Annotated in this window: 11 protein-coding genes and 1 pseudogene; 7 read left to right on the forward strand and 5 right to left on the reverse strand. The window is 74.2% G+C overall.

Translation table 11 applies throughout. The features are described 5' to 3' along the window. Window positions 1-51: 51 nt before the first annotated feature. The 3 genes and pseudogenes from IF73_RS0122005 to IF73_RS0122015 all read left to right on the forward strand — a co-directional run. A pseudogene (locus IF73_RS0122005) lies at window positions 52-957 on the forward strand (AMP-binding protein); the annotation flags it as partial. A gap of 9 nt (window positions 958-966) precedes the next feature. Beyond that, window positions 967-1,695 (forward strand): enoyl-CoA hydratase family protein, encoded by a 729-nt coding sequence (locus IF73_RS0122010; RefSeq protein WP_031010723.1) that lies wholly within the window; start codon window positions 967-969, stop codon window positions 1,693-1,695. Continuing rightward, window positions 1,683-2,303 (forward strand): TetR/AcrR family transcriptional regulator, encoded by a 621-nt coding sequence (locus tag IF73_RS0122015; RefSeq protein WP_031010725.1) that lies wholly within the window; start codon window positions 1,683-1,685, stop codon window positions 2,301-2,303. The genes IF73_RS0122010 and IF73_RS0122015 overlap by 13 nt, the downstream gene beginning before the upstream one ends. A gap of 48 nt (window positions 2,304-2,351) precedes the next feature. On the opposite strand, the gene IF73_RS0122020 is transcribed toward IF73_RS0122015, so the two are convergent. After that, complete coding sequence (locus IF73_RS0122020; protein ID WP_031010727.1) at window positions 2,352-3,311, reverse strand: threonine ammonia-lyase; 960 nt, start codon at window positions 3,309-3,311, stop codon at window positions 2,352-2,354. 42 nt (window positions 3,312-3,353) lie between these two features. Then, complete coding sequence (locus IF73_RS0122025; protein WP_031010730.1) at window positions 3,354-4,397, reverse strand: M4 family metallopeptidase; 1,044 nt, start codon at window positions 4,395-4,397, stop codon at window positions 3,354-3,356. A 363-nt stretch (window positions 4,398-4,760) separates the two neighbouring features. Between IF73_RS0122025 and IF73_RS0122030 the strand changes: the two genes are divergently transcribed. After that, window positions 4,761-5,816 (forward strand): isopenicillin N synthase family dioxygenase, encoded by a 1,056-nt coding sequence (locus tag IF73_RS0122030; protein ID WP_031010732.1) that lies wholly within the window; start codon window positions 4,761-4,763, stop codon window positions 5,814-5,816. 71 nt (window positions 5,817-5,887) lie between these two features. Here the strand turns inward: IF73_RS0122030 and IF73_RS0122035 are convergent, their stop codons facing one another. Then, the gene (locus IF73_RS0122035; protein WP_031010735.1) at window positions 5,888-6,997 is read right to left on the reverse strand and encodes a citrate synthase 2; all 1,110 of its coding nucleotides are present in this window, start codon (window positions 6,995-6,997) and stop codon (window positions 5,888-5,890) included. A 196-nt stretch (window positions 6,998-7,193) separates the two neighbouring features. Between IF73_RS0122035 and pdxH the strand changes: the two genes are divergently transcribed. Further along, the gene (pdxH, locus tag IF73_RS0122040; protein ID WP_037880009.1) at window positions 7,194-7,847 is read left to right on the forward strand and encodes a pyridoxamine 5'-phosphate oxidase; all 654 of its coding nucleotides are present in this window, start codon (window positions 7,194-7,196) and stop codon (window positions 7,845-7,847) included. Between the two features lie 324 nt (window positions 7,848-8,171). Here the strand turns inward: pdxH and IF73_RS0122045 are convergent, their stop codons facing one another. Beyond that, window positions 8,172-8,936, reverse strand: coding sequence for an ABC transporter permease (locus IF73_RS0122045; protein WP_199806693.1), 765 nt, complete (start codon window positions 8,934-8,936; stop codon window positions 8,172-8,174). A 2-nt stretch (window positions 8,937-8,938) separates the two neighbouring features. Next, complete coding sequence (locus tag IF73_RS0122050; RefSeq protein WP_031010742.1) at window positions 8,939-9,877, reverse strand: ABC transporter ATP-binding protein; 939 nt, start codon at window positions 9,875-9,877, stop codon at window positions 8,939-8,941. A gap of 107 nt (window positions 9,878-9,984) precedes the next feature. On the opposite strand from IF73_RS0122050, the gene IF73_RS0122055 reads away from it, so the two are divergent. Continuing rightward, window positions 9,985-11,217 carry a sensor histidine kinase gene (locus IF73_RS0122055; RefSeq protein WP_031010744.1) on the forward strand — a complete coding sequence of 411 codons (1,233 nt, stop codon included), beginning with the start codon at window positions 9,985-9,987 and terminating at the stop codon, window positions 11,215-11,217. A 171-nt stretch (window positions 11,218-11,388) separates the two neighbouring features. Next, window positions 11,389-12,051 (forward strand): response regulator transcription factor, encoded by a 663-nt coding sequence (locus tag IF73_RS0122060; RefSeq protein ID WP_031010746.1) that lies wholly within the window; start codon window positions 11,389-11,391, stop codon window positions 12,049-12,051. Window positions 12,052-12,147 lie beyond the last annotated feature (96 nt).

Consider the following 12,147-nt stretch of genomic DNA (forward strand, 5'->3'; position numbering starts at 1 on the left):
GGACCACGTAGCCGGAGGGGATCCACCGTGCACAGATGCTCCCCTTTAGAGCCACCGTCCCACATCTACGGGCTGACGGCTCTCATGAACGCGCCGCTCCGGAAGGGCGCCACCGTCGTCGTCCTGCCCCGCTTCGAGCTCGACACCTTCCTCGGCGCCCTCCAGAAGCACCGCATCAACGGCCTGTACGTGGCTCCGCCGATCGTGCTCGCGCTCGCCAAGCACCCGGCCGTCGCCGACTACGACCTGTCCTCGCTGGAGTACATCGTCTCGGCCGCCGCCCCGCTCGACGCGGCGCTCGCCGAGGCGTGCTCGGCGCGGCTGGGGCTGCCGCCGGTGCGGCAGGCGTACGGGATGACCGAGCTGTCGCCGGGCACCCACGTCACCCCGCTCACCGTGCCGAACCCGCCGCCCGGCACCGTCGGGAAGCTGCTGCCCTCCACCGAGATGCGGATCCTGTCGCTCGACGACCCGTCGAAGGACGCGGCGCCGGGGGAGGAGGGCGAGATCGCCATCCGGGGGCCGCAGGTCATGAAGGGGTACCTGGGGCGGCCCGAGGCGACCGCCGCGATGATCGACGCCGACGGATGGGTGCACACCGGCGACATCGGGCGCGTCGACGCCGACGGCTGGCTGTACGTCGTCGACCGGGTGAAGGAGCTCATCAAGTACAAGGGTTTCCAGGTCGCCCCGGCCGAGCTGGAGGCCCTGCTCCTCACCCACGAGGGCGTCGCCGACGCCGCCGTCATCGGGGTGACGGACGCCGACGGGACGGAGGTGCCGAAGGCGTTCGTGGTGCGCCAGCCGTCCGCGCCCGGGCTGACCGCCGAGGAGGTCATGGCCCATGTGGCCGCCCGGGTCGCCCCGTACAAGAAGGTCCGGGCCGTCGAGTTCGTCGACGCGGTGCCCCGGGCCGCCTCCGGAAAGATCCTGCGCCGCGAGCTGCGAGAGAGCTGAGGACCCTCCATGACCCTGGTCGCCGTCACCGAGGAGCGGGGGATCGCCACCCTCGCCCTCGACTCCCCGGACACCCGCAACGCCCTGTCGGCCGCGCTCGTCGCCGAACTCGGCGAGGCGCTGGCGGCGGCCGGGAAGGACCCCGCCGTGCGGGCGGTGGTGCTCACCCACACGGGCACCACGTTCAGCGCGGGCGCGGACCTGAAGGCGCCGCCGAGCCCGTACGCCTTCGTCGACCTGCTCCGGCAGATAGTGGAGCTTCCCAAACCGGTCGTCGGGCACGTCACGGCCGGCGGCCGGGCCCGCGCCGGCGGCCTCGGGCTGCTGGGCGCCTGCGACATCGTGGTGGCGGGGGAGGGGGCGGACTTCGCGCTCACCGAGGTACGCATCGGGGTGGCGCCGGCAGTGATCTCACTGACCCTGCTGCCGCGCCTGGAGCCCAGGGCGGCGGCCCGCCACTACCTGACGGGCGAGCGGTTCGGCGTCCCCGAGGCGCGGGCCATGGGCCTCGTCACGGCCGGCGACGAGGAACTCGGCGCCGTCCTGGACGGTCTGCGGGCGGGCTCGCCGCAGGGGCTGCGCGAGTCGAAGCGGCTGGTCACCGCTAGAGTCCTGGAGACCTTCGAGCGCGACGCGGAGGAACTCGTGCAGAGATCGGCCACGCTCTTCGCCTCCGCCGAGGCGCGCGAGGGCATGACGGCCTTCCTCGAACGACGGGACCCCGAATGGCGGCTGTGACCGCGCCCCGGCAGGACGGACCCTCGGCGTCCGACCGGAGCCCCAAGCAGGACCGGAGCCGCGCCACCCGGCAGCGGCTCCTGGAGGCCGCCGTGGCCTGCCTCGCCGAGTACGGCTGGGCAGGCTCCACGGTGGCCGTGGTCGCCGAGCGGGCGGGGGTGTCGCGGGGCGCCGCCCAGCACCACTTCCCGACCCGCGAGGACCTGTTCACGGCGGCGGTCGAGTACGTCGCGGAGGAGCGCTCGCAGGCGCTGCGGGCGCTGCCCACCGACGACCGGGCGCAGACCGTCGCCGCGCTGATCGGCCTCTTCACCGGGCCCCTCTTCCGGGCCGCGCTCCAGCTGTGGGTGGCGGCCGCTCACGAGGACCAGCTCCGCGACCGGGTGGCGGAGCTGGAGGCCCGGGTGGGCCGCGAGTCGCACCGGATCGCCGTCGAGCTGCTCGGTGCCGACGAGTCGCGGCCCGGGGTGCGGGAGACCGTCCAGGGCCTCCTCGACATGGGCCGCGGCCTCGGCCTGGCCACCCTCCTCAGCGACGACACGACCCGCCGCGACCGGGTGGTCGCCCAGTGGGCCCGGCTGATCGACGGGGCCCTGGCCGACGCGTAGCCCGTCCGCCGGCCTTTCGGCGGTCCTCCCGCCGGTGCCTTCTCGGGCTCAGCGCACGCCGAAGCGGTCCGCCCAGGCGGTGACGTCGGCCGTCGTCGCGTTGCCGCCGCAGACGACCAGGCCCAGCCGGGCGCCGGGGCCGACCCGGTCGAGGACCGTGCGGGCCGCCGGGAGGAGGCAGCCGGCGGCGGGCTCCGCCCAGACCTTGGCGTGTTCGGCGAGGTCGAGGGTGCCGCGGACGGCCTCCGCGTCGGACACCGTGATCACGTCCTCGACCAGCGCGGCCACGTGCGCGTGGGTGAGCGCCGAGACCGTGGGGGCGCTCAGCGTGCTGACCACCGAGGTCAGCTCGACCGGCACCGGGCCGCCCGCGGCCAGCGCCGCCGTCATGGCGTCCGCGCCGACGGTCTCCACGCCCCAGATCCGCACGCCGGGGCGGCGGGCCCGCAGCGCGGTGGCGACGCCGGAGACCAGCGCCCCGCCGCCGATGCTGACGAGGACGTCGGTGAGCTCCCCGGCGTCCTCGGCCATCTCCAGGCCGACGGTGCCCTGGGCGGCGACGACAAGCGGGTCGTCGAAGGGGTGGACGAGGGTGAGGCCCCCGTCGCACAGCTCCTCCATGAGGGCGAAGGCTTCCTTCATGGTGTCGGCGACGCGCACCTCGGCCCCGGCGGCCCGGGCCCGGTCGACGGCGCGGGCGGGCGCGGACCGGGGCATGACGACGGTGGCGCGGACGCCGAGCGCGCCGGCCATGACGGCGACCCCGATGCCGTGGTTGCCGCCGCTGACGGCGACGACGCCCGCCTCGCGCTCGGCGGGGCCGAGCGCGAGGAGCTTGGCGGCGGCCCCGCGGGCCTTGAACGAGCCGGTGCGCTGGAGCAGTTCCAGCTTGACGGTGACGTCGGCGCCGAGCAGTTCGGTCAGGCCGGGGCTGGGGAGGGTCGGGGTCCGTACGACGTGTCCGGTGAGGCGTTCGGCTGCGGCTTCGACGTCCGCGACGGTGATCAGCACGCCGTCCACTGTGCCGTACGCCTCCGCTCCGGCGACAGGTCAGACGCCCGGGATCTCCCGCGCCCGGAAGGCGTCCCGCACGGCCGCGGCGGCCTGGGTGCCGTACATGCTCTGCGCGGTGGCGATCGTGGTCCGGGCGGCGGCCTCGAAGCTGGTGTCGGGCGCGAAGCCGAACTGGGCGTTGACGATGATCCGGTCGGCGGTGCGGGCGCCGAGGGCCTTGCGGATGTCGAAGAGGGCGCGGGACCAGATCTCGCCGTCCGCGTGGACCTCGCCCTCGCGGTCGGCGTAGGTCTTGGTGCCGTCGAGGCGGCGCAGGCAGTGCGGGGCGGCGCTGTAGCCGGTGGCGTCCCAGTCGGCGACGCACGCCTCGTCGGCCTTCATCGGCCAGCCGTACTTGGCGACGGCGTGGTTGCCGACGGCGACGGCGAGGTAGTCGCCGAACGCCTCGCCGATGGAGCCGGCCTCGACGGAGGTGCCGAAGCCGGGGACCTGGGCGTGGTGCACGGCGTGGCCGTACTCGTGGAGGATCACCTCGGCGTCCTCGGCGTCGTCCACACCGCCCTTGCCGAAGCGGATCTCGGCCTTCTTGTCGGTGAAGTAGGAGTTGTCGGCGCCCCACTGGTTGAGGCGGACGGGCTGGACGCGGTCGTTGGCGCCGGGCAGTTCGGTGCCGAAGCCGAGGCTCTGCAGGTACTCCTGGCCCTCGTTGACCCAGAAGTACGCCATGACCTGCTCGAACTCGTCGTCGGAGCGGTCGTACGAGGTGGCCAGGGCGACCTTCGCCGGGTTGCCGGTCTCGGAGCGGACGGCGGCCCACTTCCCGGAGAGGCCGCCGCTCGCGTCGAGGTTGCGGAGGGTGGCGAGGGCGTAGGCGGAGGCGGGCACGTCGGTCACCGCGTCCTTGTGGTCGGCGAGCGACTGGTCGCCGGTGGCCTGGACGGGGTTGACCATGAAGACCCGGGCCTGCGGCGCGGGCGCGGGGGCGGCGGCGCCGGCCGTGGCCGCGGGGGTCAGCGAGGCGGCGGCCAGGGTGACGACGGCGGCGGCCAGGAGGCGGCGGGTGGTGCGGCGGGCGGTCATGGACATCCTCCTGCGCGGGGACGCGGCGACGAGACGATTGGCATGCGCGTGACATGCAAGGCGGCGATCTTCGCGTACCGGCCGCCCCCGCGGCCAGCCCCCGGCCCCCTCGATCCACTGTGACGCGGGCCACAGGCGAACCGGCCTCGCCGCAGTACGCTGGTCGCATGCCTACGCTCGTACGCCGCCGTCACGTGGACTTCGTCCGCGTCACGAGCATGAGCTGTCGCCGCGCCGCCTGACCCGAGGGGCACCACCAGCCCGCCCCGCAGGGTCCCCCCACCGACCCCTGTCGACCGGCACCCGCGGCCCCCGCCCCACCCCGGCGGCCGCCCCGGGACCCGTACACCCGCGGACGCATCCATGAGCCTCAGCGCACCCACCGTCGCCCCCTCCGTCTCGTACGCCTCGCAGCTCCCCATCGTCGACCTCTCCGCCGCCGACCGCGGCCCGCACGCCCGCCGGCTGCTCCACGCCCAGCTGCACTCCGCCGCCCACGACGTCGGCTTCTTCCAGCTCGTCGGACACGGCGTGACCGAGGCCGAGACCCGGGCCCTCACCGACGCCATGCACGCCTTCTTCGCCCTCCCCGAGGCCGACCGGCGCGCCGTCGACAACCTCAACTCCCCGCACTTCCGCGGCTACACCCGGGTCGGCGACGAGCGGACCGGCGGCGCCCGCGACTGGCGCGACCAGCTCGACATCGGCGCCGAGCGGCCCGCCCGCGCCCCCGCGCCCTGGGAGCCCCCGTACTGGTGGCTGCAGGGCCCCAACCAGTGGCCGGAGGCCCTGCCCGAGCTGCGCACCGCCGCCCTGCACTGGATCGACCGGCTGAGCGGCGTCGCCGAGAAGCTGCTGCGCGAACTGCTCGCCTCGATCGGCGCCCGCGAGGACTTCTACGCCGACATCTTCGGGCCCCGCGCCCACCCGCACCTCAAGCTGGTGCGCTACCCCGGCAGCAGCGGCGACGGCGACGACCAGGGCGTCGGCGCCCACAAGGACTACGGCTTCCTGACCCTGCTGCTCCAGGACCAGGTCGGCGGGCTCCAGGTGCAGCGGGAGGACGGGAACTTCCACGACGTGCCGCCGCTGCCCGGCGCCTTCGTCGTCAACCTCGGCGAACTCCTCGAAGTCGCCACCGACGGCTACCTGGTCGCCACCAACCACCGGGTGGTCTCCCCGCCCGGCGCGACGGAACGGTACTCCGTCCCGTTCTTCTACAACCCGCGGCTCGACGCCCGGATCGCCCCGCTCGACTTCCCGTACGCCGACCGGGCGCCGGGCGTGACGGTCGACCCGGCGAACCCGCTCTACGCCGAGTACGGCCGCAACGAGCTGAAGGGGAAGGTCCGCGCGCACCCGCTGGTCGCGGCGCGCCACCACGCGGACCTCCTCCTCCGCCGGGACCAGCCGCTCTAGCGGCTCCGCCCCGGGGTCAGCCGCTCCGGCGGTTTCCGGCCCCGGGACCAGCCGCTCCGGCGGCTCCGGGGTCAGCCGGCGATGTCCGCGATCTCGGAGTACCCCTCGATCTCACGCAGGTCCCGCTGGCCGGGGCCCGTGTAGCGGGCCGACGGGCGGACCAGGCGGCCGGTGCGCTTCTGCTCCAGGATGTGCGCCGACCAGCCGGCCGTCCGGGCACAGGTGAACATCGACGTGAACATGTGCGCCGGGACCTCGGCGAAGTCCAGCACGATCGCCGCCCAGAACTCGACGTTCGTCGCCAGGACCCGGTCCGGGCGGCGGTTGTGCAGCTCCTCCAGGGCGGCCTTCTCCAGCGCGGCGGCCACCTCGTAGCGCGGCGCGTCCAGCTCCCGCGCGGTCCGGCGCAGCACCCGGGCGCGCGGGTCCTCGGCGCGGTAGACGCGGTGCCCGAAGCCCATCAGGCGCTCGCCCTTGTCCAGGGCCTGCTTCACCCACGCGGTGGCGTCGCCCGTCCGCTCGATCTCCTCGATCATGCCGAGGACGCGGGACGGCGCGCCGCCGTGCAGCGGGCCGGACATGGCGCCGACGGCGCCGGAGAGGGAGGCGGCCACGTCGGCGCCGGTGGAGGCGATGACGCGGGCGGTGAAGGTGGAGGCGTTCATGCCGTGCTCGGCGGCCGAGGTCCAGTAGGCGTCGACGGCCTTGACGTGCTTCGGGTCCGGCTCGCCGCGCCAGCGGATCATGAACCGCTCGACGACGGACTCGGCCTTGTCGATCTCGCTCTGCGGCACCATCGGCAGACCCTGGCCGCGCGCCGACTGGGCGACGTAGGAGAGGGCCATGACGGCGGCGCGGGCGAGGTCGTCGCGGGCCTGCTCGGCGGAGATGTCGAGGAGCGGTTTGAGACCCCACACCGGGGCGAGCATGGCGAGCGCGGACTGCACGTCGACCCGGATGTCGCCGGAGTGGACCGGGATCGGGAAGGGCTCGGCGGCCGGCAGACCGGGGTTGAAGGCGCCGTCGACGAGCAGACCCCACACGTTGCCGAAGGAGACGTGGCCGACGAGGTCCTCGATGTCGACCCCGCGGTAGCGCAGGGCGCCGCCTTCCTTGTCGGGCTCGGCGATCTCGGTCTCGAACGCGACGACTCCTTCGAGGCCCGGTACGAAGTCGGACATCAGGCGGCTCCCTCTATCGATGATCGATCAACCTACGGTGGTCGCTGGTGGGACTGAACAGTCATCCAGCCGTTGAGTCTGTACGGTTCCGATGATGCGGGGAAGCGTGACATCCGGCACACTGCGCCGAACCGGCGACGAAGGATTGGTGCCCCGCCGTGGCGGGCAGACTGGGGTGCTGCGGCAGGATGGCCCCGTGACCGACGCCCTGGACCCCGCCGCCATGCGCGAGCAGTACCGCACCAAGGAACTGACCGCGGCCGACCTCGCACCCGAACCGATGCAGCAGTTCGGGACCTGGTTCAAGGAGACCGCCGCCAGCCCGGCGATCCACGAGCCGAACGCGATGATCGTCTCGACCGCGACCCCCGAGGGCCGCCCCTCGTCCCGCACGGTCCTGCTCAAGCACTACGACGACGCCGGCTTCGTCTTCTTCACCAACTACGGCTCCCGCAAGGGCACCGAGCTGGCCGCCAACCCGTACGTCTCGCTGCTCTTCCCGTGGCACCCGCTGGCCCGCCAGGTGATCGTCACCGGCCGCGCCACCCGCACCGGCCGCGACGAGACCGCCGCCTACTTCCGCACCCGCCCGCACGGCTCCCAGCTGGGCGCCTGGGCGAGCGAGCAGTCGTCGGTCATCGCCTCCCGCGAGGAGCTGCTGGCCCGCTACGAGGAGCTGGCCGCCCGCTACCCGGACAGCGAACAGGTCCCGGTCCCGCCGCAGTGGGGCGGCTTCCGGGTCGTCCCGGAGACGGTCGAGTTCTGGCAGGGCCACGAGAACCGCCTCCACGACCGCCTGCGCTACGTCCGCGGCACGGACGGCTGGCGGGTGGAGCGCCTGGCTCCCTGAGCCTCCTCGGCTCCGAGAACGCAGACGACCCGTGGGCCTTTGGTCCCGTCCGCCTAGGTTCGGACGGGAGCCGGCCGGACTTACCGGCGGCCCACGGGTCGGGTGACTGCTTGGGTTTCGGCAGCTGGCCTGCCGAGGTGCACATCGTGCGACGGCAGGCCCTAGCCCGCAGTCACCTCACGAGTCCGAAAAGAAACCATTTTTTCGGATCACCTCCTTTCGCGTGTACCCACACCTTACGAACCCCCCGGAAGCGCGACAAGCGATTTAATCCCCGGGATTGCTGGCGATTCCTCTGGGGATTCCTGAGGCCCCCGAGACGCCTCAGACGTCCCGGCGGCGCAGGGACCACCAGCCGGCCGCGAGGGCCGCCGCCGCCCACAGGGCGGCCACGGCGAGGCCCGTCCAGGGGCCCACGCCGCCCGGCGGCGTCTGGTAGAGGACGGCGGTGCCGGCCCGGTCCGGCAGGTAGTCGGCGAGACCGGCCGACACGTCCCCGATGACGAACGGCAGCATCAGCAGGGCGGGGACGAGGATGCTCAGCGAGCCGACCGCGCTGCGCAGCAGGAACGTGAGGCCGAAGGCGAGCAGCGCCATCAGGGCGAGGTAGACCCCGGCCCCGAAGCAGCCCCGCAGGGCCCCCGGCTCCCCGATGCCGATCGCGTACCTCCCCGCGAACGCCTGGCCGGCGAAGAACGCCGCGAACGAAGCCACCAGCCCCACCACCAGCGCCGCGCCGGCGACGACCGCCGCCTTCGCCGCGTACAGCAGGCCCCGGCGCGGCACGGCGGCGAGCGAGTTCCGCAGGGCGCCGTTCAGGTACTCGGAGGAGACGGCGGTCGCGCCGAACGCGATGGCCGCGATCTGGGCGAAGTTCGTCTGGAACAGCGCCCGGAAGACCGGATCGCCCTTCCCGTCCGGCTCGGGCCCGCCCACGCTCACGTACAGCAGCAGGTTCATGCCGAGGGCGACCACGAGGACGGCGACCAGCGAACCGAAGCTCGCCCGGACCGACCGGATCTTGATCCACTCGGAGCGGAGCACGGCGGGCACGGTGACGGCGGTGGTGGTCGTGGTGGTGGTGGACACGGTCAGACCTCCTGGGGGGTGCGGGCGGTGAACTCGGCGGCGTCCGAGGTGAGGGCCAGGTACGCCTGCTCCAGCGAGGCGCGCTCGTCGGCGAGTTCGAAGACCGGGATGCCCTCGCGGGCGGTGACCGCCCCGATCTCCTCGGCGGAGGCGCCCTCCACCACCCACCGGCCGTCCGCGTCGGCGGCGGCGCCGACCGTCCAGCCCTTCGCGAGGAGCGTGGCCCGCAGCCGGACCGGATCGCCGGTGCGCACCCGCACCCGCGCGTGGCTGTGGGCGTCGATGAACTCCCGCGTCGGCACGTCCGCGAGGAGCCGGCCGCGGCCCAGCACCACCAGGTGGTCGGCGAAGGTCGCGGTCTCGTTCATGAGGTGGCTGGAGACCAGCACCGTCCGGCCCTCGGCGGCGAGCCGGCGCAGCAGCTCGCGGATCCAGACGATGCCCTCCGGGTCCAGGCCGTTGGCCGGCTCGTCCAGCATCAGCACCCTCGGGTCGCCCAGGAGCGCGGCGGCGATGCCGAGCCGCTGCCGCATGCCCAGCGAGTAGCCGCGGATCCGGCGGCGGGCGGCCGGCTCCAGGCCCGTCTCCGCCAGCACCTCGTCGACCCGGCGGGCCGGCAGGCCGTTGCTCGCGGCGAGGAGGCGCAGGTGGTCGCGGCCGGTCCTGGACGGGTGCGCGGCCTGCGCGTCGAGGAGGGCGCCGACCGTCCGCAGCGGCTCGTCGAGCGTCGGGTAGAGGCGGCCGCCGACGGTGGCGGTGCCCGAGGTGGGCCGGTCGAGACCGAGGACGAGCCGCATGGTGGTGGACTTCCCGGCGCCGTTCGGGCCGAGGAAGCCGGTGACGCGGCCCGGCTCGACACGGAACGTGAGGTCGTCCACGGCCCGGGTCGTGTTCCTGCCGCCGTACTCCTTGGTGAGGTTCTTGATCTCGATGCTGGTCATGGCTCAAGCCTCGCGACCGGGCGGTCTCCGGCCATCCCCTGCCGGAGGGGACCGTCTCCCCCGTCCGGGGGAGCCGCCCCCGGACCACCCCTTGAGATGATCACCGAATGTCCGCCCCGCCGCTGTTCCTCCGCACCCTCGTACGGCCGTTGGCCCGCGCGGTCACCTACACCCGGTGGCTGCACCTGCTGGTCGGCGCGATCGTGCCGCTCGCCGTCGGCCTCGTCTATCCCGGCCTGTCCGACCCGGGCCTCGCGGAGTGGCTGATCGTGGCCGCAGTGCCCGTCCCGCTGGTGGCGGCGGTCGCCCTCGTCCCCTCGGTCCGCCGCGCCGAGGGCCTCCAGGCGCGCCTGATGCTGCTCCCCGGCAAGCACGCGCGCGTGCGGCGCGCGACCGACACCGCCACCGGCATCTCGGCGACCCCGTCGGTGTCCTGGACGGACCGGGGGAGGACGGCCCTGTGGCTGGTCTTCCGGATGGAGGCGGGCCTCGCGATGCTGCTGGCGTCGATCTGGCTGCCGCAGTGCGCGCTCGTGCTGGCGGGCGCGACGGTGGAGGAGCCGGTGCTGCCCGACCTGACGCCCTCCCCGGACCTGGTCCTGCCCGCCCTCGCGCCGCTGCCGGTGCTCGCCCTCCTCGCGCTGATCGTCGGCGCGGGCCGGCTGGACGCGCGGATCGCGCGCCGGCTCCTCGGCCCGTCGGTGACGGAGCGCATGACGGCCCTGGAGGAGCGCACGGAGCGGCTCCTGGAGCGCAACCGGATCGCCCGCGAGCTGCACGACTCCCTGGGGCACGCGCTCACCCTGGCGGTGGTGCAGGCGGGTGCCGCGCGGGCGGCGAAGGACCCCGAGTTCACCGACCGGGCGCTCGCGACCATCGAGGAGACCGGCCGGGCCGCCCTGGAGGACCTGGAGCGGGTGCTGCTGCTGCTCCGGGAGACGGGCCGGCCGCGCGGCGCGAGCCCCGGCCTCGACGAGGCCGTCCGCCTCCTGGACTCGGCCCGTTTCTCGGGCGCGCGCGTGGCCGCCGAGATCACCGGCCCCGTGGAGGAGCTGCCCGGGCCCGTCTCGCGGGAGGCGTACCGGATGCTCCAGGAGGCCCTGACGAACGCGCTGCGGCACGCGGGCCAGGTGCCCGTCGAGGTCCGGGTGACGGCGGAGCGGTCCCGGCTGCGCCTGCTGGTCGCCAACCCGCTGCCGGAGGGCCGGCCGCCGGCCGTCCCCGGCTCGGGCAGCGGCCTGCGCGGCATCCGTGAACGGGCCGCGCTGCTCGGCGGCGAGGCGAAGGCGGGCGTGAAGGACGGCGAGTGGCGGGTGACGGTGACCCTGCCCCTGCGGTGAGTGCTGACCTGCCCATGCGGGGACCTGCCCATGCGGGGACCTGCCCCTACGGTGACCTGCCCCCCCCGGCGGGGACCCGCCCCTGCGGTGACCTGCCCGCGGTGACCTGCCCCCGCGGTGACCTTCCGCGCTCACGGCCGGGCCCTGCGCCGTACTGGCTAGGCTGACCGGATGACGATCAAGGTCCTCCTCGTAGACGACGAACCCCTCGTGCGGGCGGGCCTGCGGGCCGTCCTGGAGGCCCAGCCCGACATCGAGGTGGTGGGCGAGGCGGCGGACGGCGCCGCCGTCATCCCGCTCGTCCGGAGCCTGCGCCCCGACGTCGTGGCCATGGACGTCCGGATGCCCCTCATGGACGGCATCGAGGCCACCCAGGCCGTCCTCCGTACGGTCGACTCCCCGCCGAAGATCCTCGTGGTGACGACCTTCGAGAACGACGAGTACGTCTACGGCGCCCTCCGCGCCGGCGCCGACGGCTTCCTCCTCAAGCGCGCCCGCCCCGCCGAGATCGTCCACGCCGTCCGGCTGGTCGCGGAGGGCGACTCGCTCCTCTTCCCGGCGGCGGTACGCGACATGGCGGCGTCCTACGCCCGCGACCGCCCCGCCAACGAGGCCCACGAGGCCCTGGTCCGGGCCCATCTGACGGACCGCGAGGAGGATGTCCTCCGCCTGATGGCCCGGGGCCTGTCCAACGCCGAGATCGCCGCCCGGCTCGTGGTCGGCACCGAGACGGTGAAGTCCCACGTCAGCTCCGTCCTCGCCAAGCTCGGCGCCCGCGACCGGACCCAGGCGGTCATCGCCGCCTACGAGTCGGGATTCGTCTCGCCGACGTGATCCGGCCGACGTGTTCCGGCCGACCTGACCCGGGACGGAATCCGTTTCGTCGAACCCGGTGTGTTCTGGGTCACGTTCCAGTTGAATGGCCTGCAT

Source organism: Streptomyces sp. NRRL F-5727 (assembly GCF_000719555.1).
Classification (GTDB): domain Bacteria; phylum Actinomycetota; class Actinomycetes; order Streptomycetales; family Streptomycetaceae; genus Streptomyces.